Origin of the sequence: Spongiactinospora rosea (assembly GCF_003315795.1) — a bacterium.
GTDB lineage: Bacteria > Actinomycetota > Actinomycetes > Streptosporangiales > Streptosporangiaceae > Spongiactinospora > Spongiactinospora rosea.
Map to the genome: position 1 here is coordinate 62,625 of NZ_QMEY01000005.1, position 24,405 is coordinate 87,029.

The window sequence follows — 24,405 nt, forward strand, 5'->3', positions numbered from 1 at the left end:
CATGTCACAAGGATCCATCGCCGAGGCTCCCGGCGAGTCTCGCACCCCCGCCCTGCCGCCCCGCCGCACGGGCGCCACCTCGTGGGTACGCCGCGCGCGAGCGCGAGGCCTACTGACCCAGCTCCTGCAGCCGAGCCTGCTGCTGGCCGTGGTCGTCCTCGCCGCGGTCTTCCTGGCGGCCTTCGTGCCCGCGGCGTTCACCCCGCACGACCCCTACGTCAGGGACCTGGCGGAACGGCTCGCGGCGCCCTCGCCCGAGCATCCGTTCGGCACCGACAACCTCGGGCGGGACCTGCTCGCGCGGTTCGTGTACGGGAGCCGGACGACGCTCGTCGCGGCGACCCTGGCGCTGGCCATCGGCTTCGCCGTCAGCGCGGTGATCGGGCTGCTCGCCGGGTATCTGGGCGGCATCGTCGATCAGGTCGTCGGCCGGCTGATCGACATCTTCCTCGCCGTTCCGGGGCTGCTGATCGCGCTGATGCTGGTCACCAGCCTGGGGTTCGGCACCACCAACATCGCGGTCGCGGTCGGCGTCGGCTCGATCGCGACGTTCACCCGGGTGCTGCGCGCCGAGGTGCTGCGCGTGCGGCGATCCGACTTCGTCACCGCCGCCGTGCACTGCGGCGTCCGCTGGCCCACCGTGCTGCGCAGGCACGTTCTGCCGCACGCCATCGGGCCGGTCATCGCGCTGGCCGCGCTGGAGTTCGGTACCGCGCTGCTGTCGATCTCGGCCCTGAGCTTCCTCGGTTTCGGCGCCCCGCCGCCGACGCCGGAATGGGGCGCGCTCGTCGCCGACGGCCGGACCTACCTCGCCTACGCCTGGTGGCTGACCACCCTGCCGGGCCTGGCGATCGTGCTGGTGGTCGTCTCGGCGAACCGGGTCGGCAAGTTCGTGGAGGGGGTACGCGGCCATGCGTGACGGTCCGGGCGACATCGTGCTCGATGTCGATGACCTGCACGTCTCCTACGCGCGCTCGCGGGATCTGATCCAGGCGGTGCAGGGGGTGTCGTTCCGGGTGCGCCGCGGCGAACGGCTCGCGGTGATCGGCGAGTCCGGCGCGGGCAAGTCCACGATCGCGGGCACCCTGCTCGGCCTGCTGCCCGGCAACGCGGTGATCGGCCCGGGTACGGCCCGCTTCGGCGACCTGGACCTGACGGCCATCCGCAGTGAACGGGTGTGGAACGGCATCCGCGGCGGGGCGATCGCGCTCATCCCCCAGGACCCGAACATCGCGCTCGACCCGGTCAAGCGGGTCGGGTACCAGATCGACGAGACCGTACGGCTGCACGGCCGCCCCGGCGACCGGCGCGAACCGCGCGGCCGGTCGATCGAACTGCTCGGCCAGGCCGGCCTGCCGGACGCCGACCGCGTGTACGACGCCTACCCCCACCAGCTCAGCGGCGGCCAGCGGCAGCGGGCGCTGATCGCCATCGCGCTCGGCGGCGAACCGGAGCTGATCATCGCCGACGAGCCCACCTCGGGACTCGACGTCACGGTGCAGAAACCGATTCTCGACCTGCTCGACGACCTCGCGAGCACCCGGGGCCTGTCGATCATCCTGATCACGCACGACCTGGCGGTGGCCGGTCAGCGCACCGACTCCGTCATGGTGCTCCAGGACGGGCGCGTGGTCGATCGCGGCCCGACCGCCGACGTGCTCACCGCCCCCGCGCACCCCTACACCAGGCGGCTGTCCGAGGCGGTCCCCGGGCGCTTCGCCGGCCGCCTGACCGCGACCTCCCCGCGCCCCGCGCGCGATCGGCCGGCCGCGGAACACCTGGTCTCGGTGCGGGGGCTGGACAAGAGCTACGTGAGTCACGGCGCGAGATCGGGCAGGACCGTGCAGCACGCGGTCCGCGACGTCAGCTTCTCGATCGCCGAGGGGACCACGTACGGCCTGGTCGGGGAGTCGGGCTCGGGCAAATCCACGATCGCCCGGATCGTCGCCGGGATCGACCGGCCCGACCGGGGCGTGATCGCCTACCGCGGCCGCGACGTGCTGCCCGCGAGCCGGGCCGAGCGCCGCCGGTTGAACCGGGCCGTCCAGTACGTCTTCCAGAACCCCTACTCCTCCCTCGACCCGCGGCTCGACGTGGCCGCGACCGTCACCGAGCCGCTGCACGGATTCAAGGTGGGGGCCAGGAGCGAGCGCCTGGACCGCGCGGCGGAGGCCCTGGCCGCGGTCGGCCTGGACGGCACCTTCCTGCGCCGCAAACCGGGCGAACTGTCCGGCGGCCAGCGCCAGCGGGTGGCGCTGGCCCGCGCGGTCGCGCTCCGCCCGGAGCTGATCGTGCTGGACGAACCGACCTCCGCGCTCGACGTGTCCGTGCAGGCACAGGTCCTCCGGCTGCTGGTGAACCTCCAGCACGAGTTCGGCCTCACCTACCTGTTCATCTCACACGACCTCGGCGTCATCCGCCTGCTCGCGGACCGGGTCGGCGTACTGGACGGCGGCGCGCTGGTGGAGGAGGCGCCGGTCGAGCAGATCTTCACGAGCCCGCGGCAGGACTACACCCGGCGACTGATCGACGCGATACCCCGGTCCACGCCGGACCGTGTCAGGTGAGCCTTCGGCACACCGGAAAGAGAACGCGACAAATGGCACTTCCCTTACGAGGTAGCACCCGGCTGCTCAGCGGCGCGCTCCTGGCCGCCCTGGCGCTCAGCGGCTGCACGGCGGCGGACGCCGGTCCGGACGCGTCCCCCGGGACGCGGAAGGAGGGCGGCACGCTGGTCTTCTACGCGGCCCCGAACCCGGCCTTCGACCCCCGCCAGTCCTACGGCTGGCTCAACCGGGCGCTCAGCGACTCGCTGCTGGACAAGGACCCCGCCACCGGGCGCTTCCTGCCCTGGCTCGCCACCAAGTGGGAGCACAACCCCGACCAGACGGAGTTCACCTTCCACCTGCGGACCGACGCCTCCTTCTCGGACGGCGTGCGGGTGGACGCCGCGGCGGTCAAGGCCAACTTCGACGGGGTGCGCAAGGACCTCGCCGCGGGCGGCGGCTGGTACGTCCGGGGCCAGTTCGAGCACTACGTCGAGACCAAGGTCGTGGACGAGCACACCGTCGCGGTGCGGTTCGCCAAGCCGAACCCCTCGTTCCTCACCACGGCGGCCACCAGCCAACTGGCCATGCTCTCGCCCAGGTCGTTCTCGATCCCGCTGGAGAAGCGCAGGACCGAGTTCGTGGCGAGCGGGCCGTTCGTGGTCGAGAAGTACGTTCGCGACGAGCGGCTGGTCCTCAAACGCCGGCCGGACTACACCTGGGGTTCGGCGCTGGCGACGCACCAGGGCAAGGCCGCCATCGAGACGATCGAGGTCCGGCTGGTCGCGGAACCGGGCGTGCGCGAGGGCGCGCTGGCCAGCGGTGAGGCCCAGATCGCCGAGACGCCCACCGTGGAGGGTTCGGCGCTCCTGGAACAGCAGGGGAACAAGCTCTACTGGAACGCCACGGTCGGAATCCCGTACTCCCTCCAGCCGAACTTCACCAAACCCCTGGTCCGGGACATCGCCGTGCGGCGGGCGCTGCTCAGGGCGATCGACCGCCAGGAACTGTCCGCGTCCGTCACCGGAAAGGTCGCGCCCCCGGCGACCAGCGTGATCACCCGGACGCTGAACGGCTACCGGGACTTCAGCGCGCTGCTGAAGTACGACCCGGCGGGCGCGCGGAAGATCCTCGACGACGCGGGCTGGAGGGCCGGGGCCGACGGCATCCGCGTGAAGGACGGCGAGCGGCTGCACCTGGTGGTCACCGGGGCGGCGGAGGACAAGACGATCCAGGACGCGATGGTGCTGATCAAGGACCAGGCCAAGGCGGTCGGCATCGAGATCACCATCAAGCCGGAGACCGGGATCGGCCCGACCTGGTGGCAGACCGGCGCCGACCTCTGGTTCTCCGGCAACCGGAGTGCCGAGGCCGACGTCCTGCGCAAGATGTACCAGAACGCCGGGACCAAGGCGCAACCGTGGCTCTATGAGAAGAGCTCCGAGGTGAGCCCGCAGGGGCAACGGCTCCAGGAGGTCCTGCAGCGCCAGGCGGTCGAGACGGACACCGCCGAGCGCGACGGCCTTCTCGCCGAGGCACAGAAGATCCTCATCGAGGACGCCGTCAACATCCCCCTGGTCGAGCACGCGTCCGGCTTCGTGGCGGCGGCCCCGCAGGTACGCGGCCTGCGCCTGGACGGCCTCTCCAACCTCGTCGTCTACGACGCCTGGCTCGACACATAGGGCCCCGACCCACCACGGGAGAACCATGAGCAAGAGACACGACCGGCACGTTCACCTGGGACTGTGGCTCACCTTCCTGGACGCCTCCGCCTGGCGCGACCCGGCCAGCAGGGCCGAGGAGCTGAACACCCTCGCGCCCTACGTCGAGGTGGCCGAGATCGGCGAGCGGGCGAAGTTCGACGCGCTCATCCGCGGCGACGGGCTGGGCCTGCCGCTGCCCGCCCCGGACCAGGCGTTCGCCGGTTCGCTGGAGATCGTGACGCTGCTGGCCGCCCTGGCGGCGCGTACCGAGCGGATCGGCCTGATCGGGACGGCCTCCACCACGTTCTCCGAGCCCTACAACCTCGCCAGGACCCTCGCCACGCTGGACCATCTCAGCAACGGGCGGGTCGGCTGGAACATCGTCACGTCGGTGGCGGGGGAGGAGCAGTTCGGGTACGACGAGATCCCCGGCCACGACGCGCGGTACGAGCGCGCCGACGAGTTCATCGAGGTCGTCTCCAAGCTGTGGGCGAGCTGGGAGCCCGGCGCGGTGCTCATCGACCGTGAGAACGGGGTCTTCTTCGACCCGGACAAGATCCACCGGATCGACCACGAGGGCAAACACTTCCGCGTCGCGGGCCCGCTCAACATCGCCCGCCCGCCACAGGGACGGCCCGTGCTGGTCCAGGCGGGCGACTCCGAGACCGGCAGGAACTTCGCCGCCAGGCACGCCGAGGTCGTGTTCACCGCCCAGAACGACATCGCCAGGGCGCGGGCGTTCTACGACGACGTCAAGGCGCGCGTCCGGCGGCAGGGGCGGGACGAGACCCGCGTCAGCATCCTGCCGGGACTCGTGGTGACGATCGGCGCGACCGAGGCCGAGGCCCGCGAACTCCACGAACGGTTCCTCGGCCAGATCGACTACGAGCGGACCCGCCAGAACCTGGAGAGCCTGCTCGGCGGAATCGATCTGTCCGATGTCGGGCTGGACGAGCCGGTACCGCGAGAGCGGCTGCCGCAGGCCGCCGCGCTGACCCGCCAGCCGGGCCGCGCGCAGATCTTCCTCGACCTGGCCGGGGAGGAGGGCGCCACCCTGCGGAGGCTGCTCCAGGCCCTGGGCACCTCGCACGGCCACGGCCGGGTGTTCGGCACCCCGGAGCAGATCGCCGGCCACATCGAGCGGTGGGCCGAAGCCGGGGCCGCCGACGGGTTCGCCATCTCGCCCGCGCAGGGGCTCGCCGGGGCGCGGGCGCTCGCCGACGAGGTGGTGCCGATCCTGCAGGACCGCGGCCTGTTCCGCCGGGAGTACACCGGCCGCACGCTGCGGGACCACCTCGGCCTCGCCCCGGTGTGGTGAGCGGGACGGCCCGCGTCGTGAGCGCAACGAAGGGAACGTGAAGGGAAGCAGATGACCGACGATGGCAGGCGACTGTTCCTCGCCTACAACCTGCGCAGCTACGGCGTCTCGCCACGGGCGTGGCTGTCGCCGGGGCTGACCGGCAGGGAGATCTTCACCGCCGAGTACTGGTCGCGCACCGCCAGGCTCGCCGAGAAGGGTCTGTTCGACGCCGTCTTCTCCGGGGACTCCGCTCAGTTCCTCGGATTCAACCGGATCGACCTCGACGGGCTGGACCGGTTCGTGCAGTGGGCCACGGTGGTGCCGGAAACCGAGCGGGTCGGCGTCATCGTCACCGCCTCCACCACCTACAACGACCCCTACCGGCTCGCCGAGCGGCTGTTGTCGCTGGACCACCTGTCGGCGGGCCGGGTCTCGTGGAACCTCGTCACGACGTTCGCCGAGGACGCCGCGGCCAACTTCGGCCTGGCCCGCCACCCCGAGCGCGGCCTGCGCTACCGCCGCGCCGAGGACTTCGCGGAGGTCGTCGTCCGGCTGTGGGACTCGGCCGGCGGCGGCCCGGAGGTGGCGCACCACAGCGACCACTTCACCGTCGCGGGACGCCTGCCGCTGCCGCGCTCCCCGCAGGGACGGCCGCCGATCATCCGCGCGAGTTCGTCGAGCGAGGGGCGGGCGCTGGCCGGACGCCTGGCGAGCGCGGTGTTCGACTCGGCGCTCACGATCGAGGAGGCCCAGGCCAGGTACCGGATGGTGAAGTCCGACGCGGTGGCCGCCGGTCGCCGCCCGGCCGACCTCGCCTACCTCCCCGGCGTGCGGATCGTGCTCGGGAGCACCGGCGCGGAGGCGCGGGCCCGGGTGGACGAGCTGTTCACCGAGGACCCGATCACCCGCACCCAGCACGAGGTCTGGTTCGGCGGCCTGATCGGCGCGCCGGTGACCGATCTGGACCAGGACAGGCCCATCTCCCCGGCGGTGCTGGAGGCGGCCCTGGCCGCCGCGGAGGCCGACCGGGACCACCTGCGGGCCTCCACGCTTCAGGTCCTGGCCGAGACCCCGCGGATCCCGCTGTCGGAGCACCTGCGGCGCACCCGGTACCTGAGCGGCGGCCACGGCACCTTCGTCGGGGCGCCGGAGCAACTGGCCGACCGGATGGAGCACTGGTTCCGCTCGTACGCGGCCGACGGCTTCGTGATCGCCCCCGATCTCGTCACCGAGACCCTGCCGATCCTGGTCGATGAGGTGGTTCCGCTGCTTCAGGCCCGTGGCATCTACAAACGCGAGTACGCGTCATCGACGCTGGCAGGACACCTGCGGGCGGCCGGCGGCCAGGTCAGCGAGGTGCCGGCGTGAGCGCCGGGTGGCGGTCCGTCGCCGTGTCCGACGGGCTGGCCGGGCGGCTGCTCACCGAGACGGACCTGGCCGGGCGGCTCGATCACGCCGGGCTCGACGCGGTGGTCCTGGGCCTCGGGCGGCTCGACCCGCGCTCGCCGGAGGAACACCACCTGGACCCGACCTCGCTGGCCGCCGTCCTTTCGCCGCGGCTTCCCGGCACCCGGCTGCTGATCGCCGCGGCCGGGCACCGCGAGCACCCCTGGAACCTCGCCCGCGCCGTGGCCAGCCTGCAGACCGTCCTGCCCGCGGGCAGCGGGCTCGTCCTGGGTTCGCGGGACCACACCGTGGCCGGGGGGCGGCCGGGCGCGCGCGCCTGGGACGTCAGGGACCTGGCCGAACCCGTGGACATCGGCCCGGAGGCGACCGCGGAGACGGGGGTGGTGGCGCGGAAACTGTGGGACGGCTATCCCTACGACGCGATCCTCGCCGATCCGGCGTCGGGCGGATATCTCGACCTGGAGCGCGTCCGGGCCAGCGACCACCACGGCGGCTACGACGTGGCCGGTCCGCTGCCGGTGCCGACCCGCGGCCGGCCGCTGCTGTCGCTGTTCGCCTCTGACGATGTGCCGGGCGACGTGCCGTCCGCGTTCGACTCCGTCACGGTGCCCCTGGAACTGGCGGGCGAGATCGACGCCGAGACGTCCGGCGGACTGCCGCTGATCGCGTACGTCCGCGACCCCGACCGGCTCGCCGAGGCGGGGCGCGACGGGCGGTGGCGGGGGGTACAGGCCCTCGCCACCGACGATCGCACGCTGCACGCCGCGCTCGCCGCCCTCGGGCGCGGCTGACCCGCCCGGCCGGCCTCACGCACCCGCTTCGCCGGAGCGGGTGCGCAGGCCGGTCACGGCGACCGCGACCCCGGCCGCGCCGAGCACCGAGGTGGCCAGCAGCGCCGCCCGCGGCCCGCCCGGACCGGCCAGCAGCGCGGCGACCAGCGGCAGCATGACGACGCTGCCGAGCTGCACCCCCGTCTGGTAGAGGGGGACGGCCGCCCGCCGCAGTTCGGGGGCGACGCTCTGCGTCGCCCGCATGTTCAGCGCGGCGAACGACACCACGAACGACGCCCCGACCAGGAGCAGCGACGGCAGCAGGTCGGCGGCGTAGGAGCCGCCGCCGGAACGCGCCAGCGCGAGCGCCTGCGCCGCGAACGCGAGCAGCGCGCCCACCGCGATCAGCGGGGACGTGCCGAACCGCTGGACCAGCCGCCCCGCGAACGGCAGGGAGATCACCAGCGGCAGGCAGGCGGGCAGCAGGGCGAGCGCGACCTGCCACGCCCGCCACCCCATGCCCCCGCTCAGCGTGAACGTCACGAGCAGCAGCAGGCCGATGTAGACGCCGTTGAGAACGCCCGCGCCCGCCACCGCGCGCATCAGCGGCCCGTTGCGCAGCAGCGAGAGGCCCGGCCTGGCGGGCGGCGCGCCCTCGACGTCCGGTATGACACGCCGCCCCGCCACCAGCAGCGCCAGCGCCACCGGGACCGGGAAGAGGAACGTCCAGCGCCAGGAGTCGGCGACGAGCAGGCCGGACAGTACCAGCCCCAGGCTGAAACCGGAGGCCCCGAACAGCGAGTACACCGACACCGCCCTGCGCTGCCGCGGGCCGGACGGGAACGTCTCACCGATCATCGCCAGCCCCGCGGGCGCGGTCAGCGCCGCGCAGGCCCCCTTGACCACCCGGGAGCCCACGAGGACCGCCATGTTCGTGCTCAGCCCCCCGGCGAGGGAGGCGGCGGCGAACACCAGCATCGCGATGAGGTAGACCCTGCGCAGTCCCCAGCGGGCGGTCGTCCGGGGCCCGAGCGTCAGGCTCACCGCGAACCCGAGGGCGAACCCGCTCATCAGCCACTGCACCCCCCAGGGGCCCAGCCCGAGATCGGCGCCGATGGCGGGCAGCGCCACCAGCACCAGCGAGACCTCGATGGAGTCCAGCAGCATGTTCCCGGATAGGACGAACAGCAGCGACCGGCCCCCACGCTCCGACCGGCCGGGGACGGTCGCCGTGCCGGGGCTAGTCACCCGCCGCCGCCTTCTCCAGCAGGCCGGGAAGCCGCTCGCAGATCAGCTCGATGTTCCTGGCCACCAGGTCGTCGGGCATGCCCGCGACGCTCGCCCAGAAGATGAGGTGCCGCACCGGCAGCCCGCGGATCTTCTCGTGGATGCGGATCGCCGCGTCCTCCGGGGTGAGGATCTCCAGCATCGCCCACGATCCGTCGGCCGGCCGGTCGGGGAAGTCCTCCGCGCGCAGCGTCGGCGGCTGCGGCCGGTCGGTGCCCGCCGCCCAGGTCCGCCGGTAGGTGTTCTTCTGGTGGGCCAGGTGCGGGGCGACGCGGGGCCAGGCGGCCTCGGGGTCGTCGGCCAGGATCACCGGCAGCAGGTCCGACACCCTGGCCGTGGCCGGGTCGTGCCCGCCCTCGACCAGGCCCGCGCGGTAGTGCTCGAACATCTCGGGGGAGATGTGCAGCAGGCCGAGGCCGAGGCGGCCCGCGATGCCCGCGCCGCGCGGCCCGTAGAACCCGCCCCACACGGGCGGCGGCTGCTGCAGCGGCGGCGGGGTGACCCCCGCCTCCCGCCACAGCCGCAGGACCTCGCCGATGTTCCGCTCGACGTCACGGAACCGGCGTCCATGGTCCGCGCCGAACAGCGCGTACTCCAGGGCCCCGTAACCGGCGCCGAAGCCGAGTTCCAGCCTGCCGCCGCTGATGAGGTCCACGACGGCGGCCTCCTCGGCGATCTGGGCGGGATGGCGCAGGTTCGGCAGCATCACCGCGGTGCCGATCCTGGCCCTGGCGGTACGCGCCGCCACCGCGGCGGCCATGGTCAGCGGCTGCGGCAGGTAGCCGTCCTCGAACAGGTGGTGCTCGGTGAACCACAGGCCGCCCACCCCGCGCCGGTCGGCCTCCTCGCACAGTTCCAGGGAACGCGCGTAGTGATGGGCCCAGGGACGCTGCCAGGGCTCCGGGTTGCGCAGGTCGAAGAGCAGTCCGACTTCCATGATCAGTCTCCGTTCGTGGGGGGCGCGGGGCCGCGCTCAGGCGGCCTGGGCCTGCCAGCTTCGCGGCCCTCGGTAGGCGGGGATCGGTTGTGGACGCCGCCACGGGGCCGGGGCCGCCGATCGCCACGGCGCGGGCCGCCGCCGCGCGGCGTTCCGCCGGCGCAGCAGCACCGCGGTGACCACGGCGAGTTCCACCGGGTCCAGCGCGCCCCGCTCCACGCGCAGCAACGGCGCGTCCGCGTGTTCCCTCATCGCTCGAATCGCCTTCCTCGCATCGGTGGTGGTCTCACTGCGGCGGGTTGCCGTGCTTGCGGTGCGGCAGGGCGGCGTCCTTGTGCCGGAGCATGGCGAACGCCCTGACCAGCACGGCACGGGTCTCCGCCGGGTCGATCACGTCGTCCACCAGCCCGTGCTCCGCCGCGTAGTAAGGGTGGACCAGCCGCTCGCGGTACTCCTCGATCTTCCGCGCGCGGGTCGCGGCCGGGTCGTCGGCCGCCGCGATCTCCCTGCGGAAGATCACGTCGGCGGCGGCGTCCGCGCCCATCACCGCGATCTCGTTGCCCGGCCACACCAGCGCCAGGTCCGCGCCGATCGACCGCGAGTCCATCACGATGTACGCCCCGCCGTACGCCTTGCGCAACACCACCGACACGCGCGGGACCGTGGCGTTGCAGTAGGCGTACAGCAGCTTCGCGCCGCGCCTGATGATGCCGTCGTGCTCCTGCCGGACCCCCGGCAGGAAGCCGGGGACGTCCACGAGGGTCAGCAGCGGGATGGTGAAGGCATCACAGAACTGGACGAACCGCGCGCCCTTCTCGCTGGCCTCGATGTCCAGGACACCGGCCAGCATGGCGGGCTGGCTGGCCACCACGCCGACCACGTGCCCGTCCAGCCGGGCGAACGCGCACACCAGGTTGCGCGCCCAGTCGGCGTGCACCTCCAGCAGCTCGCCGTCATCGACGATCTCCGCGATGACCTCACGCACGTCGTAGGCCCGGTTGCCGTCCAGCGGCACCAGGTCGCGCACGCCGTCCAGCCGCCGGTCCGGCGGGTCGGCGGCGGGCACGACCGGCGGCAGCTCGCGGTTGTTGGCCGGGAGCATGGACAGCAGGTACCGCACCTCCGCCAGGCAGCTCTCCTCGTCGTCGTAGACGAAGTGCGCGGTGCCGGAGACCCCGCCGTGCACGTCCGCCCCGCCTAGGCCCTCGTGCGTCACCTCCTCCCCGGTCACCGCCGCGACCACGTCGGGGCCGGTGATGAACATCTGCGAGGTGCCGCGGACCGCGAAGACGAAGTCGGTCAGCGCGGGGGAGTAGGCGGCGCCGCCCGCGCACGGGCCCAGCATCACGCTGATCTGCGGGATGACGCCGGAGGCCCGCGTGTTGCGCTGGAAGATGCCGCCGTACCCGGCGAGGGCGGAGACGCCCTCCTGGATGCGCGCGCCCGCGCCGTCGTTCAGCGAGACCAGGGGCGCGCCCGCGGCCAGCGCCATGTCCATGATCTTGTGGATCTTCCCGGCGTGCGCCTCCCCGAGCGCGCCGCCGAATACCCGGAAGTCATGGGCGTAGACGAACACGGTCCTGCCGTTCACCTCGCCCCAGCCGGTGACCACGCCGTCGCTGTGCGGCCGCATGGCCTCCAGCCCGAACCCGGTCGCCCGATGCCGGCGCAGCGATTCCACCTCGGTGAAGGTCCCCGGGTCGAGCAGCAGGTCAATGCGTTCGTAGGCGGTCAGCTTGCCCTTGGCGTGCTGCCGTTCGGTCGCCGCGGCGTCGGGTCCCTGGTGGATCCGCCGCTTCAGCTCCCGTAACTCCTCGATCCGGCCGGCGAGGCCGGCCGGTTCCGGTTCCGTGACCGGTACCGGTGCGGTCATCGTTTCCTGTGCCGTGGTCATGGACCCCGTTACTCCCGAAGATGCGATTGGTTTCAGCCGAGCAGCGTGCCGCCGCTGGCGTCGACGAACGAGCCGGTGACCCACCTGGCCTCGTCCGTCGCCAGGAAGCGGATCACGTCGGCGACGTCCTCCGCCCGGCCGACCCGCTTGAACGCCGACAGTTGCGCCATCTGCTGCACCGCCTCGGGCACGTCGAAGATCGCGCTGCCGTTGTCGGTGATGCCGGGCGCCACGGTGTTGACCGTGATGCCGCGCGGCGCGAGATGGCGGGCGAAGTGCAGGGTGATCTGCTCGACCGCGCCCTTGGTCATCGAGTACGCCACCTGCTCCGGGTTGGCCAGCCTGGTCAGCCCCGAGGAGACGTTGATGATCCGCCCGCCGTCGGGCAGCAGCGGCAGGGCGCGCTGCACGATGAAGAACGGGGCCTTGACGTTGACGGCGTAGAGCCGGTCGAGCTCTTCGGGGGTGACGTCCTCCGGCATCTGGCCCGCGGGCGTGGTGATGGCCGCGTTGTTGACCAGGATGTCCAGGATGACCTGCCCGGTACGGGCCTTCAGCTCCTGCTCCAGGCCGAGGAACAGTTCGTGGACGTCGCCGGGCACGCCGAGTTCGGCCCGCACGCTGAAGGCCCGCCCACCGTCCTGCTCGATCAGGCGTACGGTCTCCTCGGCCGCGTCCCGCTGGGTGGCGTAGTGCACGGCGACCAGGGCGCCCTCCTCGGCCAGCCGTCGCGCGACGGCCCGCCCGATGCCCCGGCTCGACCCGGTGACCAGCGCGGTCTTGTTCTCCAGCCGTTCCATCCTGCCCTTCCTCCCTTTTCCTGCGGTTCGCTCGGGTACCGGGGGGACCGGGGCCGGGGGCTGCAACGCACCCGGCCGGCGGCCGATGGCCCAGGCGGCGGGCTCGCCGACCTGGCTGATCACGCGGGCCACGGCCCGCCGGACCGGGCCGGACGCGAGCAGCCCGGTGAAGACCTCCCGAAGCGGTTCCACGTCCTTTCCTCCAAGCAGCAGCAGCGACTGGACCCGGATGTTGGTGAGCGTGCGGACCCCGACCGCGTGGCGCCGTTCGTGGTAGCCGTCCAGGGCGTCCTCACCGGCTCGGCCCGCTACTGTGCCCGCGAGCGGCCCGCCGAGGTCGGCCGCGTCCTGCAGCCCCAGGTTGAGCGCCTGGCCGCCGACCGGCATCTGCACGTGGGCGGCGTCGCCCGCGAGCAGCACCCGGCCCCTGCGGTACCGCGTCACCTGCCTGCTGGCGTCGTCGAACGCGTTGAGCCACAACGGTGTGCCGTGCTCGATCCGCTCTCCGGTCACCTCCGCCCAGGCCGCCGCGACCTCCTCGAACGTCGGCGGCGTGCCGCTCGCCCGAGGCCGGGCCCCGTACACGTGGACCATGACCCGGGTGCTGCCGTCCGGCCAGCGGTGCGCGGTGGCCATCCCCTTCGGCAGCCGCTGAAAGCGCCGGTCCGGGACGTCGATGCCCGCGACGTCGGCGCGCAGCATCTCGCGTCCGGCGTCGGTCCCGGCGAACTCGAAGCCCGCCAGCCCGCGTACCGTGGACCGTTCGCCGTCGCAGCCCACCAGGTAGCCGGCGGTCAGCGTCCGCGCGGTCCCGCCGGCCGAGCGGATCCCGGCCGAGACGTGATCACCATGGTCGCGCAGGTGGGTCAGCCGCCACCCGCGCAGCAGGGCGGCGCCCGACTCCACCGCCCGGTCCTGGAGAACCGCCTCCAGCCGGGTCTGCGGGCATTTCCACTGCCCGGCGTACGGGTGGGCGGGGTCGGCCTCGGTCAGGTCGAGCCGGATGCCGCCGAAGTGCCCGGGACCGCCCCCGGGCAGTTCGCCGAGCCGGGCGAGGACGCCCCGCTCGGCGAGCAGCTCCATGGTGCGGGTGTGCAGGGTGGACGCCCTGGACTCGGTCATCGGCTCGGCGAGCTGCTCCACCAGCGTGGTGCGCACGCCCTGCTCGGCCAGATCGCCCGCGAGCAGCAGCCCGACGGGCCCGGCGCCGATGACGACCACGTCGGCATCGAACGCCGTGGCCCTCCGGGCGGCAGAGGTGGCCGTGTCCGCCATGGCTCAGCGCCGGGCTTCCGCGTAGTCCTTGGCGAGCCCCAGCGTCGCCCGGCTGTTGCCGCCCAGCGCCTCGCGGATGAACGAGCGCGCCTCCGGGACCCCGGCGTCCGCGCCGAGGACGTCGTTGATCCGTTTGGGGTCGATCACGACGGTGTGCTGGGAACTGGCCTTGGCGGTGCCGTCGCCCGTCTCCTCGAACTCCCAGTAGCCGGTGTGCAGCCGCATCAGGGCCGGCAGCGTGGTCTGCTTGTAGACGATGCGGTGGTGGGGGAAGCACACCCGGACCGACTCGGTGGTGTGCGAGGAGCCGTCCTTGGTGAGGGTGTCCATCCGGAGCACCTGAAGGCCCGGGGTGTCCTCGGTGAGCCGCACGGTGGCGACGTGCGGCAGCCGCTCCCGCCACAGGCCGGCCTCGTTGACGAAGTCGTAGAGGTCCTTGGCCGAGCCCGCGACCTCGACCGAGTCGATGAACGACAAGGTCAGCGGGTCCTCTCCGGCCGCCTCCTCCAGCGCGGACTTCACCGCCGGGAGTTCCTCGTTGCTGTTGCGATCGACGGCCTGGTCGATCCAGGCCAGCCCCTCGGGGTCGTCGTCGATGGACCGGTAGCGGTGCAGCAGGCGCAGCGTGGTCTCCCGCGGGCCCGCCCGCTCGATGAGCCAGGCGCCGGTCATCTCCGCCACCGGGGGCGAGGAGACCTCCTGCCAGAAGTCGATGCGCTTGTCCTGCGGGTAAAGCCTGCGGCGCGAGGTCCAGCTCTTGGCCTCGCCGTTGGCGGTGGCCCAGATCCGGATGCGCTCCTCGCCCTCGCCGCGCTCCAGGTACTCCACGTGGACCGAGGGCGGGAACAGGCGCGGCCAGTTCTCGACCTCGGCGAGCAGGCGGTACACCTCCTCCGCGCTCGCCCGCACGGTGACCTTGTGCTCGACCTCTCGTCCCGGCTGTCGCGACACTGTCGTGCTCCTCTCAGAAGTTGCCCAGCCCGCCGCAGACGTTGAGCGCCTGCGCGGTGATGGAGGCCGCGGTGTCGGAGGCGAGGTAGCCGACCAGGCCCGCCACCTCCTGCGGAGTGGAGTAGCGGCCGAGCGGGATCTTGGCCTGGAAGCGCTCCAGGATCGCCTCCTCGGTGGTGGAGTACGCGTCGGCGTAGCCCTGCCGGACCCGCTGCGCCATCGGGGTCTCGACGTAACCCGGGCAGACCGCGTTGACCGTGATCCCGGTCGGGGCCAGCTCGTTGCCCAGCGCCTTGGTGAACCCGACGACGCCGTGCTTGGAGGCCGAGTACGGCGCCCCGAGGACCACGCCCTGCTTGCCCGCCGTGGAGGCGATGTTGATGATCCGGCCGCGGGACTTGCGGCGCATCCCACCGGCGTTCAGCACCTCACGGGTCACCACGAACACGCTGGTCAGGTTGGTGGCGATGACGTCGTCCCACAGGGCGTCCACGATGTCGGCGGTCACTCCGCCGCCGCTGCGGCCGGCGTTGTTGACCAGGACGTCGATGGCGCCGAACCGGGTCACCGCGGCCTGGACGAGACGGGTGACGTCCTCCTTGGAGCGCACGTCGGCCACGGCGCCGTCCACGTCGTACCCCTCGTCCTGGAGGGCCTTGACGGATTCGGCGAGGGCCTCCTCGCCGCGCGCGCAGATGAACACCCGGTGGCCCTGGCTCGCGAGCAGCCGGGCGCTGGCCAGGCCGATCCCGCTGGTGCCGCCGGTGACCAGGGCGACCCGCCCGGCGGATTGCGTGGTGGTTTCGGTGGTGACGGACATCAGTGCTCCTCGGCGGGGGCGGTCACGCGGCGGGCAGATGGGTGTTGACGAGGTCGATCAGCTCACGGGGGGTCTGGGCGGCCCCCAGCGCGTCCTCGTCCAGGCTGATGCCGTGGTGGCGTTCGATGCGGCCGGCCGTCTCCAGCAGGGCCAGGGACTCGTAACCGAGGTCGTCGAACGAGGTGTCGATGATGTCCCCGTCGAGGTCGACGCTCTCGTCCGTTCCGGCCGCCTGGCGCAGGACGGTCTTGAGATCGTCGAGCGTGAACGGATTTCCGGGCATGTTCGGTCCTTTCCTGTCGTCAGTGGTCCGCCGTGGCGGAGGGATCGACGGCCCGCACGACCATGGCGGAGTTGAGCCCGCCGTGGCCGCGCGCGATGACCAGGACGTGGCGCAGCGCCGCCGCTCGCGGGGCGCCGGTGACCAGGTCGATGTCATAGGCCGGGGAGGGCCGGGTGTTGACCGTCGGCGGGATGACCCCGTCGCGCATGGCCAGGAAGGCGGCGGCGAGGTCCAGCGGGGCCGCCCCGGAGTACAGGCGGCCGGTCATCGTCTTCGGGGCGGTCACCGGTACGGCGGCGGGCCCGAACACCTTGGCGATGGCCTCCGCCTCGACCCGGTCCAGTTCAGGGACGGCGGCGGCGTCGGCGAAGACCGCCCCGATGTCCGCGGGCTCGACTCCGGAGTCGGCCAGCGCCCCCTCGATGGCGGCCTGCAGGGTCGGCTCCCGGCCGCTGCCCCGCCGGGGGTCGGTGGTGGCCGCGTACCCGGCGATCTCGCCGTAGACGCGCGCGCCACGGGCGCGGGCGTGCCCGGCGTCCTCCAGTACCAGCAGCGCGCCGCCCTCACCGGGGACGTGCCCGGTCGCGTCGTCGTCGAAGGGCAGGTAGGCCCGCTCGGCGTCGTCCCTGGTGCTGAGCCGGCCGCTGGTGAGCTGGGCGACCCACCCCCACGGGCAGATCGAGGCGTCCACCGCGCCGCTGATCACCATGGCGGTGCCCTTGCGGATCTGCCTGCGGGCCTGCGCGATGGCGTCGATGCCGCCCGCCTGGTCGCTGACCACGACGCTGCTCGGCCCGCGCAGCCCGTGGCGGATGGAGATCTGGCCGCTGTTGACCGCGTAGAACCAGGCGAAGGACTGGTAGGCGCTGACGTACTGGCCGCCCTTGCTCCACAGCGCGCGCAGCTCGTTCTGCCCGAACTCGAACCCGCCGGAGTGGCTGGCCGTGATGACCCCGACGTCGAACTCCGGCAGGTCCGCCGGATCGACGCCCGCGTCGGCGAACGCCCGGTCGGCGGTGGCCAGCGCGAGCCGCGTCATCCGGTCGGTCTGCGGCAGCAGCCTGCTGGGAAGGTGGTCCTCGGCGACGAAACCGGCGATCTCCCCCGCCAGCCGGGCCGGATAGGAGGAGGCGTCGAAACGGGTCACCGGCCCGATGGCGCCGCGCCCGGCGAGCGTGGCCGCCCAGTACCCGGCCACCGACAGCCCCGTGGGGGCCGCCACGCCGAGCCCGGTGACCCAGGTCGCGGTGGTCATGTGCCGCTCCGCCCGGGGTCCGCCAGCACGATCGCGCTCTGGAACCCGCCGAACCCGCTGCCGACCGACAGCACCGCGTCCACCGGCACCTCCCTGGCGGTCAGCGGCACGTAGTCCAGGTCGCACTCGGGGTCCGGCCGGTGCAGATTGGCCGTCGGCGGCACCACGTCGTGGGTCATCGCCAGGATGGAGGCGGCGATCTCGATCGACCCGATCGCGCCCAGCGAGTGCCCGACCATCGACTTGATGGAGCTGACCGGCGTGCGGTAGGCGTGGTCGCCGAGGCTGCGCTTGAACGCGGCGGTCTCGTGCCGGTCGTTCTGCTTGGTGCCCGAGCCGTGCGCGTTGATGTAGTCGATGTCCTCGGGGGCCAGCCGGGCGGCCTCCAGCGCGACGCAGATGGCCTCGGCCATCTCCCTGCCGTCCGGCCGCAGGCCGGTCATATGGAAGGCGTTGGACCGCGTCGCGAAACCGGCCACCTCGGCGTAGATCCGCGCCCCGCGCGCCCTGGCGCTCGCCAGGTCCTCCAGCACGAACATGGCCGCCCCCTCGCCCAGCACGAACCCGTTGCGGCTGGCGTCGAACGGGCGGGAGGCGTGCTCGGGGTCGTCGTTGCGCGGGGTGGTCGCCTTGATCGCGTCGAAGCAGGCCAGCGTGATGGGCGAGATGGGCGCGTCGGTCGCCCCGGCGACCAGGACGTCGGCCGAGCCCTCCTGGATGAGGTCGGCGGCGTAGCCGATCGCGTCCAGCCCGGAGGTGCAGCCGGTGGAGATCACCGTGGTGGGGCCCTCCGCGCCCACGGCCCAGGCGACCTCGGTCGCGAACGAGCTGGGCACCATGTAGTTGTAGAGGTGCGGCACCGCGTAGGTGTGGTCGACCAGTTCCAGCCGGCCGCCGTCGCTGACGGTCCGGTACTCCTGGTCCAGCCCCATGGTCGCGCCCACCGCGCTGCCCACGGTCACGCCCATCCGGTGCGGCGGCAGCCCCGCGAAGTCCAGGCCGCTGTCGGCCACCGCCTCGCGGGCGGTGATCACGGCGAACTGCGCCGCGCGGTCCATCCGGCGGATCTCCTGCGGGGTCAGCCCGGACAGCTCGGCGTCGAAGTCGGCCTCGGCCGCGACCTGCGAGCGGAAGGGCGAGGGGTCGAAGAAGGAGATCCGGCGGGTGGCGGTCCGGCCGTCGGTGAGCAGCTTCCAGAACTCCTTGACGCCCTGGCCGCCCGGCGCGGTCACCCCGACACCGGTGATCACGGGGCGGCGGGGGAGCGAGCCGCTCATTCCGCGCTCCACGCGTAGAACCGGTGGGCCATGGCGTCCTTTGGGGAGCGCCAGGTCTCCGGATCGTAGGGGGCGATGTACGGCTTGAGGTCCTCGCTGATCCGGACGAACCGCGGGTCGGTCTTCGCCTCTTCGATCAGCGCGCCGCCGTTGTCCTCGTCGAAGTCCTGTAGGTGGAAGTAGAGGCCGTTGAACTCGAACAGTTGCCGCCGCCGGGTCCCCATCCGGTCCGGCATGTCGGTCTTGTCGAAGTCGGCGAAGAGCGCGGACACCTTGTCCGCGGATGAGACGGCCATCTTCGCGACGATCAGGGTGCTGTGCATCGTTCCTCTTCTCGATCGTTATCGGCTCGGCCCGAACCAGCGGCCCAGGGCGGTGCGCAGATCGTCATCGGTTCCAGGGGCGGCCCAGGCCACATGGCCGTCGGGCCGCAGCAGCAGCGCGGTGGTGCCGGACAGCGCGCCTTCCGCGTCGCTCGCCCGCGGGGTGGCCGTCACGATGTCGACCCGGTCCGCCCACGGCCGGGCGCGCCGGCGCAGCACCCGGTTGCCGGTCAGGTCGAGCAGCACGCCGCGTCCGGTGCGCAGCAGCTCGCCCCCGGCGGTCTCGCGGCCCGCGTGCGCGAGGCCCAGGTGCGGCATGCGCGAGCCCAGCAGGGGGTGCCTGCCACGGCCCACGTCGTAGGTGATGTCCAGGCCGCTGACGCGGGCGGCGAGCAGCCGCTGGGCCTCCTCGCCGCCGATCAGCTCACCCAGGACGTCGCGGAGCGGCGCGGCCTCGTCGCCGCCGAGCAGCAGCGCGCCCTGCGCGCGGGTGTTGGCCAGCAGCGCGCGGCCGACCTCGTGCCGCTCGGTGTGGTAGCTGTCCAGCAGCGACTCGGGGGCCCGCCCCCGTACCACGGCGGCCAGCTTCCAGCCCAGGTTCACCGAGTCCTGGATGCCGGTGTTCATGCCCTGCCCGCCGGCCGGCAGATGGACGTGGGCCGCGTCTCCGGCCAGCAGGACCCGCCCGCGCCGGTACTCGGTGACCTGGCGGGCGGCGTCGCTGAACGCGCTGACCCACACCGGCTCGGCCGTGGAGATGTCCGAGCCCGCGACCCGCTTCCAGACGTCGGCCACCTCGGTGAACTCCGGCGGGCCGGTCCGCGTCCGCGGCGGGGTGCCCCGCTCGCCGACGATGATCCGGTGGACGCCGCCGGGCAGCCGGGCCACCATCGCCATGCCGGTCGCGGTCTGCGCCCCGGCCGTGCGCGGCTCCAGCTCAAGGCCGCGGATGTCGGCGAGGAAGAGTTCGGTGGTGGCGGACGTGCCGGGGAAGTCGAATCCGCCGACCCTGCGCACCGTGCTCTGCCCGCCGTCGCAGCCGACCAGGTACCGGCAGCGCAGGGCCCCGCCGTCGCGCAGGGTGACGGTCACCCCGGCCCCGTCCTCCACGAAACCGGTGCACTCCCGGCCGCGCCGGATGTCGGCGCCCAGCTGCCGGGCCCAGCCCTCCAGCACCTCCTCGGTGGCGTTCTGGGGGACGTTGCGGGCCGCGCCGTGCGCGGAGCCGAGCAGTCCGAGGTCCAGGGGGAGGCCGCCGAAGTGCCCGGCGTGGCTGGTCTGGAGGTCCCGGAACCGGGGCAGCAGCCCCCGCTGGTCGAACACCTCCATGGTGCGGATGGTGAACCCGATGGCGCGGGACTGCCCGGAGCGCTCGCCCAGCCTGTCCAGCACGATGACATCGACACCGGCCAGGCGGAGTTCCCCGGCCAGCATCAGCCCGGCGGGTCCGGCGCCGATGACGATTACGGAAGCGTCCATGCGAACCTCCAGTGACGGCGGCTGTGCGTTCAGCGGAAACTGTCACGGATATGGCGCGGCGTCACTTTTCCTCGATGTTGGCGGCGATCCGCGCGAGCACGTCGTTGGCGGCCAGAAATTCGCTTTCGCTGATTCCGGCGAGCGATTCGGCGGCGTGCGCGTTAACGATCGCCTCGGCCCGTTCGTGCGCCGCCGCGCCGGCCACGGTGAGCGCGTACGTCGCACCGGCGGCGGTGACCCAGCCGCGCGCGACGAATTCATCGATGATCGGCCGGTAGGACTTCTCGCCGTCGGCCACAAGGAAAGGCGCGAAAGCGTCGTCCACCGCGGCGACCGTGTCCACGCCGATGCTGAGGGCATGCAGGACCTGCCACTGCCTGCGGCTCAGCCGCTCGCCCGCCAGGGCGGAGCCGGTGGCGGCGTCGAAGAGCCGGTGCAGGTGCAGCAGCCAATAGCCGAGCCGCTTCGTGGTGTTCTGCTGGAGCATGGGAAACCTCTGTTAGGCGAGACAAAGGGATTTATCGGCGAGTTCCCGAATCAACGCCTTGACTCTGACATGCGCCCGCAGGGCCCACAAGAGGCCGCCGGGCAAACTACGGTAGGGCCGCAGACATATACCTGCGGGCAGCCGAAGGCCCCACCCGCCGAAATGGGCGGATGGAGCCTGGTCCAGCTGATGTTCAGGTGATTTTACGTTAGGACACGGTGAGACTCAGGGCCATGGAGAGTTCGGCCCGCCCGGAAATACCGAGTTTGCGGTAGACGCTGGACAGGTGGAACTCGACGGTGCGAACGGCCAGGAACAACGTTTCGGCGATCTTGCGGTTGCTGTATCCGGCGCGGGCCAGGTTGGCGACCCTCGCCTCCTGCGGGGTGAGGGCCTGGGAGGAGTGGCCGTCGCCGGATCTGGCCAGGGCGGCGTCGGTCCTGGCCACCCAGTACGCGTTGCCGGACCCGCGCGCGACCGCCGCCGCGGCCGTCAGGCCGGTCCGGCCGCCGGTCACGTTGCCCTGCTGGAGCCGCAGCGCGCCGAGGTCGTACAGCGCCTGGATCAACGCGGTCCCGGCCTGGGCCAGGTACAGCAGCTCCACGGCCTCCTCCAGCATGGCCGTGGACGCCTCGTCCCGGCGCGCCAGGGCGAGGGCGTGCAGCGCGACGCCGATGGCGCGCGGCGATCCCCACCTCCGGGCCGCGGCGAGTTCCTCTTCGGCCAGCACACGTGCCAGGTCACGGTGGTGAATCGCCAGTGCCCCCAGCGCGGCCCTGGACCGCCATGGGATCACCGCGGGGTTGGCGACGTTGAGCGACTTCAGCAGCCGGCCGCACTCCATGAAGTCGTCCACGCCGAGCTGGAACTGGCCGGTGGCCAGCCGCAGGTTGCCCCGGGCGGCCAGGATGTGCGCGCGCTCGGCCGGTCCGCTGTTCAGGCGGCCGGTGAGCCCGTTCGCGAACAGCACCTCGTGCGCCTGGTCGAACTCCCCGACGCACACCAGCGCCTCGGTCAGCCAGGCGACCGCCAGCGTCCGTAGCGGACCGGCCCCCATCTCGGCGAGCAGTGATCTGAACATCTCCGCGGCCAGGCCCATCGCCCTGGTCTCCAGGCCGACGCGGGCCCGCATCATGAGCAACAACCCCCGGCGCAGCGGCGAGCGCGTCCACTCCTGGTCGTGGGACAGCTCGTCACAGTAACCGGTCACCGAGTCGAGGTCACCGGTGTAGAAGAGGGCCAGCAAGGTGAGCCACATGGCCTCCGCCGCCCGGTGGGGTTCGCGCGCGTTCCAGGCGGTCTCCACCTCGTCGAGTACGGCGCCGCGCATCCGCCGGCCGAGGGCGGCGATCTCGACGCGCCGCGCCGCCTCGCACATCGTCCGGCAGACCGAGCCGCCGTTCGGGAAGGCGACCCCCGGCGTGTAGCCGGTCACCAACTCACCGCGACCGGCCATGCCATTCACGTGGCCGACGTTCCCGTGGAGCTCGGGACCGGGAAACTGCCGCTTCCCGCGCCCGTCCTCTTGTTTCACGATTGCGGCTGTTGTTCCGTGGTTCCTTCCGATCATCTTTAAGTGTCCCCATCAACTAGCTCAACGCGATGCGACCATTTGGAGACGGGGGCCCAGGACGGTCCAGGGCGGGTGGGCGCGTCCGATTATTGAAAAGGCTCACACGCGGTAGAGGGATTCATCTCCTGGCGTGGTCCATGATCAACAGGTTAGATGACAGGACGCAGGCCGCTCTCTCGGAGAGGCGTTGAAGCGAGCGGCACCCACCAGCCGGAATTCCCAACCCCCGTACGTCGCCGCCCCATACTCCGAATGAGTGGAGAGGCGGCCTGAGGAAGCCTGCGACGAGATCCCTACTAAGTTAGTAGTGTATCTACTGGGCCCAGATAATCAAGGGCCGTAAGGGTGGCCCGCACACAGCCAGAATAAGTGATGTTCATCACCTGCCGGCGGTGCGGACGGTGGCTCGGCCAGGGTGCCGGGCCCGCCGTGCGGACTCCGCGACATCGCCGGGGCGGCTCCTGCTCGGCCGCCTTCCGATCGTCGCGCACATGGGCCCGGCGCGCCGGTGTCCGCGGGCTCACCCGGTCACCTTCCCGGCAGGTCTCCCCGGGCGGACATGACCGGAGTCGTGGAACACGGGCCGGTCGCGTCGGCGTCGCGGACCGGTGCCCCCTTCCCGGCCGGCCGCCTGGACCGCGAAACGGCCCTCGGCGAGGGCCGTGGGGCCGGTCCGGTGTCCCGGTGGGACGTCCTGCGCAACGGGCGTACCCCCTCTGACCAGAGGGTTCGCGGCCGCGGGCGGCCGGGTGCGCCGTCGCGCCCACGGTTCCAGGCGGCACGGACGCCGCCAGGCGGCGGGAGGGTGCGGCCATCGGCCTCCGCCGCGCCCGCCGTGTCACCGCCGCTTTGCCGGTTGTTGACGGCCGGATGACAATCCGGCCTGCCGGGCCCTTGCGCCGGCGTCGCCACTATGCTCCGGCCCCTCCTGCCGACTAACGTGATCGAATTATGTCGGTCCACCATCGGCCCCCTATTTGATCGGCTCCGGCATTCCATTCTTGAACCCTATGCGGTCCGCGAGCCCAACGTCCCTACGGCTCCGCCACAGGTCACGGACCGAACGGTCCGTATCTCTTGCGGCGGCCCTGAAAGCTCTGCGAGAATTGCTGTGACCACCACTTATACCCACTAGCGGCGGAACGCCGGCGAGGGCTGGGCCCCGCCTTGGCGGCCGAAGGGATTTCCGTGAAGAACATTGTCATAACGGGCGGGACGTCCGGTATCGGGCTGGCCCTGGCCCGTGCCTGTCGCGATCGCGGGGACAGCGTCCTCATCGTCGCCCCGGACCCGGCGAAGGGCGCCCGCTTCATCGAAGAGTCGGAGAAGAAGGGGGCCGGTAAGCGGGTTTTCTTCATACCGGCCGATCTCAGCCTGGTCAGCGAGAACGAGCGGGTTCTTCGCGAGGCCGGCGACATATTCCCGACCGTGGACGCCCTGGTGCTGTGCGCGCGGTTCTTCCGCTCGTACCGCCGGGTCACCGCCGAGGGCCTCGAGCACCAGTTCGCCCTGTACTACCTGAGCCGGTACCTGCTGAGCCACGGCCTGGTGGGACCGATGCAGAAGGCCGGGACGTCGGCGGTCGTCAACGTCGCCGGGCCCGGCATCTCGGCAGGTCGCGTCCACTGGGACGACCTCGAACTGACGCAGGGCTACGACGGCTGGGAGGCGATGTTCCAGGGCGGCAAGCTCAACGACCTCCTCGCCGTCGCCTGGGCCGCGGAGCACGGTGACCGGGGGATCCGTTACGTGCTGCAGTTCCCTGGCGGCACGCGCACCGGCCTCGCGGGCGAGTTCGACCCGGAGACGGCGGCGCAGGTCGAGGAGATGAAGAGGGGCGCCACGAAGTCGGCGGAGGAGTCCATCGTCCCGATCGTGGCCGTCATCGACGACCCGCCGGCCGAACCGCTCACCGCCCTGTGGGAGGACCGCTTCATCGGCCTGGACGGCTGGTCGTTCGACCCCCAGGCCGCGACGCGCCTGCGCCGCCTCACCGAGGACCTTCTCGCGCGGCGCTGAGGCGCCTCTTTCCGGCCCC

At 72.4% G+C, this 24,405-nt stretch carries 21 protein-coding genes; 7 read left to right on the plus strand and 14 right to left on the minus strand.

Annotated features, from left to right (window positions below; genetic code table 11):
* Position 1 precedes the first annotated feature (1 nt).
* From DP939_RS14575 to DP939_RS14600, 6 genes are read left to right on the plus strand one after another with little or no spacing between them, the layout of a single operon-like run.
* A complete protein-coding gene (locus tag DP939_RS14575; RefSeq protein ID WP_113981230.1) occupies positions 2–919 on the plus strand; it encodes an ABC transporter permease in 918 nt (305 codons plus the stop codon).
* Positions 912–2,567 carry a dipeptide ABC transporter ATP-binding protein gene (locus DP939_RS14580; protein ID WP_113981231.1) on the plus strand — a complete coding sequence of 552 codons (1,656 nt, stop codon included), beginning with the start codon at positions 912–914 and terminating at the stop codon, positions 2,565–2,567. Before DP939_RS14575 ends, DP939_RS14580 begins: the two co-directional genes overlap by 8 nt.
* Positions 2,568–2,599: 32 nt before the next feature.
* Positions 2,600–4,228 (plus strand): ABC transporter substrate-binding protein, encoded by a 1,629-nt coding sequence (locus tag DP939_RS14585; RefSeq protein WP_113981232.1) that lies wholly within the window; start codon positions 2,600–2,602, stop codon positions 4,226–4,228.
* Positions 4,229–4,253: 25 nt separating this feature from the next.
* A complete protein-coding gene (locus tag DP939_RS14590) occupies positions 4,254–5,567 on the plus strand; it encodes an LLM class flavin-dependent oxidoreductase (RefSeq protein ID WP_113981233.1) in 1,314 nt (437 codons plus the stop codon).
* A gap of 51 nt (positions 5,568–5,618) precedes the next feature.
* Positions 5,619–6,917: an LLM class flavin-dependent oxidoreductase gene (locus tag DP939_RS14595; RefSeq protein WP_113981234.1), complete on the plus strand. Its 1,299-nt coding sequence runs from the start codon at positions 5,619–5,621 to the stop codon at positions 6,915–6,917.
* Positions 6,914–7,747 carry an LLM class oxidoreductase gene (locus DP939_RS14600; RefSeq protein WP_113981235.1) on the plus strand — a complete coding sequence of 278 codons (834 nt, stop codon included), beginning with the start codon at positions 6,914–6,916 and terminating at the stop codon, positions 7,745–7,747. The genes DP939_RS14595 and DP939_RS14600 overlap by 4 nt, the downstream gene beginning before the upstream one ends.
* Before the next feature lie 15 nt (positions 7,748–7,762).
* Here the strand turns inward: DP939_RS14600 and DP939_RS14605 are convergent, their stop codons facing one another.
* From DP939_RS14605 to DP939_RS14670, 14 genes are all read right to left on the minus strand, one after another.
* Entirely contained in the window at positions 7,763–8,974 is a 1,212-nt protein-coding gene (locus DP939_RS14605) for an MFS transporter (RefSeq protein WP_199565170.1), read from the minus strand.
* Positions 8,967–9,950 carry an LLM class flavin-dependent oxidoreductase gene (locus DP939_RS14610; RefSeq protein ID WP_113981237.1) on the minus strand — a complete coding sequence of 328 codons (984 nt, stop codon included), beginning with the start codon at positions 9,948–9,950 and terminating at the stop codon, positions 8,967–8,969. The genes DP939_RS14605 and DP939_RS14610 overlap by 8 nt, the downstream gene beginning before the upstream one ends.
* A gap of 36 nt (positions 9,951–9,986) precedes the next feature.
* The gene (locus DP939_RS14615) at positions 9,987–10,202 is read right to left on the minus strand and encodes an acyl-CoA carboxylase epsilon subunit (RefSeq protein ID WP_113981238.1); all 216 of its coding nucleotides are present in this window, start codon (positions 10,200–10,202) and stop codon (positions 9,987–9,989) included.
* A gap of 34 nt (positions 10,203–10,236) precedes the next feature.
* Positions 10,237–11,823, minus strand: a complete 1,587-nt coding sequence (locus DP939_RS14620) for an acyl-CoA carboxylase subunit beta (RefSeq protein WP_113981239.1) — start codon at positions 11,821–11,823, stop codon at positions 10,237–10,239.
* Positions 11,824–11,876: 53 nt separating this feature from the next.
* Positions 11,877–13,919, minus strand: coding sequence for an SDR family oxidoreductase (locus DP939_RS14625; protein ID WP_113981240.1), 2,043 nt, complete (start codon positions 13,917–13,919; stop codon positions 11,877–11,879).
* A 3-nt stretch (positions 13,920–13,922) separates the two neighbouring features.
* Positions 13,923–14,870 (minus strand): aromatase/cyclase, encoded by a 948-nt coding sequence (locus tag DP939_RS14630; protein ID WP_113981241.1) that lies wholly within the window; start codon positions 14,868–14,870, stop codon positions 13,923–13,925.
* A gap of 13 nt (positions 14,871–14,883) precedes the next feature.
* The gene (fabG, locus tag DP939_RS14635) at positions 14,884–15,690 is read right to left on the minus strand and encodes a 3-oxoacyl-ACP reductase FabG (protein WP_113981242.1); all 807 of its coding nucleotides are present in this window, start codon (positions 15,688–15,690) and stop codon (positions 14,884–14,886) included.
* Positions 15,691–15,712: 22 nt separating this feature from the next.
* Positions 15,713–15,973, minus strand: coding sequence for an acyl carrier protein (locus DP939_RS14640; protein ID WP_113981243.1), 261 nt, complete (start codon positions 15,971–15,973; stop codon positions 15,713–15,715).
* 19 nt (positions 15,974–15,992) lie between these two features.
* Positions 15,993–17,228, minus strand: a complete 1,236-nt coding sequence (locus DP939_RS14645; protein WP_113981244.1) for a ketosynthase chain-length factor — start codon at positions 17,226–17,228, stop codon at positions 15,993–15,995.
* Complete coding sequence (locus DP939_RS14650; RefSeq protein WP_113981245.1) at positions 17,225–18,505, minus strand: beta-ketoacyl-[acyl-carrier-protein] synthase family protein; 1,281 nt, start codon at positions 18,503–18,505, stop codon at positions 17,225–17,227. The genes DP939_RS14645 and DP939_RS14650 overlap by 4 nt, the downstream gene beginning before the upstream one ends.
* Positions 18,502–18,828, minus strand: a complete 327-nt coding sequence (locus DP939_RS14655; protein WP_113981246.1) for a TcmI family type II polyketide cyclase — start codon at positions 18,826–18,828, stop codon at positions 18,502–18,504. Before DP939_RS14655 ends, DP939_RS14650 begins: the two co-directional genes overlap by 4 nt.
* Before the next feature lie 18 nt (positions 18,829–18,846).
* Positions 18,847–20,307: an FAD-dependent monooxygenase gene (locus DP939_RS14660; protein ID WP_113981247.1), complete on the minus strand. Its 1,461-nt coding sequence runs from the start codon at positions 20,305–20,307 to the stop codon at positions 18,847–18,849.
* Between the two features lie 61 nt (positions 20,308–20,368).
* A complete protein-coding gene (locus DP939_RS14665) occupies positions 20,369–20,794 on the minus strand; it encodes a MarR family transcriptional regulator (protein ID WP_113981248.1) in 426 nt (141 codons plus the stop codon).
* 208 nt (positions 20,795–21,002) lie between these two features.
* Entirely contained in the window at positions 21,003–22,250 is a 1,248-nt protein-coding gene (locus DP939_RS14670; RefSeq protein ID WP_113981249.1) for a helix-turn-helix transcriptional regulator, read from the minus strand.
* 1,305 nt (positions 22,251–23,555) lie between these two features.
* Here DP939_RS14670 and DP939_RS14675 point away from each other — a divergent pair.
* Positions 23,556–24,386, plus strand: coding sequence for an SDR family NAD(P)-dependent oxidoreductase (locus DP939_RS14675; protein ID WP_113981250.1), 831 nt, complete (start codon positions 23,556–23,558; stop codon positions 24,384–24,386).
* The last annotated feature ends 19 nt before the right edge of the window (positions 24,387–24,405 follow it).

What these genes read in the sequence shown, in the direction of transcription:
- DP939_RS14575 (WP_113981230.1), top strand. Translation starts at nt 2, where the DNA reads ATGTCACAAGGATCCATCGCCGAGGCTCCCGGCGAGTCTCGCACCCCC.
- DP939_RS14580 (WP_113981231.1), top strand. Translation starts at nt 912, where the DNA reads ATGCGTGACGGTCCGGGCGACATCGTGCTCGATGTCGATGACCTGCAC.
- DP939_RS14585 (WP_113981232.1), top strand. Translation starts at nt 2,600, where the DNA reads ATGGCACTTCCCTTACGAGGTAGCACCCGGCTGCTCAGCGGCGCGCTC.
- DP939_RS14590 (WP_113981233.1), top strand. Translation starts at nt 4,254, where the DNA reads ATGAGCAAGAGACACGACCGGCACGTTCACCTGGGACTGTGGCTCACC.
- DP939_RS14595 (WP_113981234.1), top strand. Translation starts at nt 5,619, where the DNA reads ATGACCGACGATGGCAGGCGACTGTTCCTCGCCTACAACCTGCGCAGC.
- DP939_RS14610 (WP_113981237.1), bottom strand. Translation starts at nt 9,950, where the DNA reads ATGGAAGTCGGACTGCTCTTCGACCTGCGCAACCCGGAGCCCTGGCAG.
- DP939_RS14615 (WP_113981238.1), bottom strand. Translation starts at nt 10,202, where the DNA reads ATGAGGGAACACGCGGACGCGCCGTTGCTGCGCGTGGAGCGGGGCGCG.
- DP939_RS14620 (WP_113981239.1), bottom strand. Translation starts at nt 11,823, where the DNA reads ATGACCGCACCGGTACCGGTCACGGAACCGGAACCGGCCGGCCTCGCC.
- DP939_RS14625 (WP_113981240.1), bottom strand. Translation starts at nt 13,919, where the DNA reads ATGGCGGACACGGCCACCTCTGCCGCCCGGAGGGCCACGGCGTTCGAT.
- fabG (WP_113981242.1), bottom strand. Translation starts at nt 15,690, where the DNA reads ATGTCCGTCACCACCGAAACCACCACGCAATCCGCCGGGCGGGTCGCC.
- DP939_RS14640 (WP_113981243.1), bottom strand. Translation starts at nt 15,973, where the DNA reads ATGCCCGGAAATCCGTTCACGCTCGACGATCTCAAGACCGTCCTGCGC.
- DP939_RS14645 (WP_113981244.1), bottom strand. Translation starts at nt 17,228, where the DNA reads ATGACCACCGCGACCTGGGTCACCGGGCTCGGCGTGGCGGCCCCCACG.
- DP939_RS14650 (WP_113981245.1), bottom strand. Translation starts at nt 18,505, where the DNA reads ATGAGCGGCTCGCTCCCCCGCCGCCCCGTGATCACCGGTGTCGGGGTG.
- DP939_RS14655 (WP_113981246.1), bottom strand. Translation starts at nt 18,828, where the DNA reads ATGCACAGCACCCTGATCGTCGCGAAGATGGCCGTCTCATCCGCGGAC.
- DP939_RS14660 (WP_113981247.1), bottom strand. Translation starts at nt 20,307, where the DNA reads ATGGACGCTTCCGTAATCGTCATCGGCGCCGGACCCGCCGGGCTGATG.
- DP939_RS14665 (WP_113981248.1), bottom strand. Translation starts at nt 20,794, where the DNA reads ATGCTCCAGCAGAACACCACGAAGCGGCTCGGCTATTGGCTGCTGCAC.
- DP939_RS14670 (WP_113981249.1), bottom strand. Translation starts at nt 22,250, where the DNA reads ATGGCCGGTCGCGGTGAGTTGGTGACCGGCTACACGCCGGGGGTCGCC.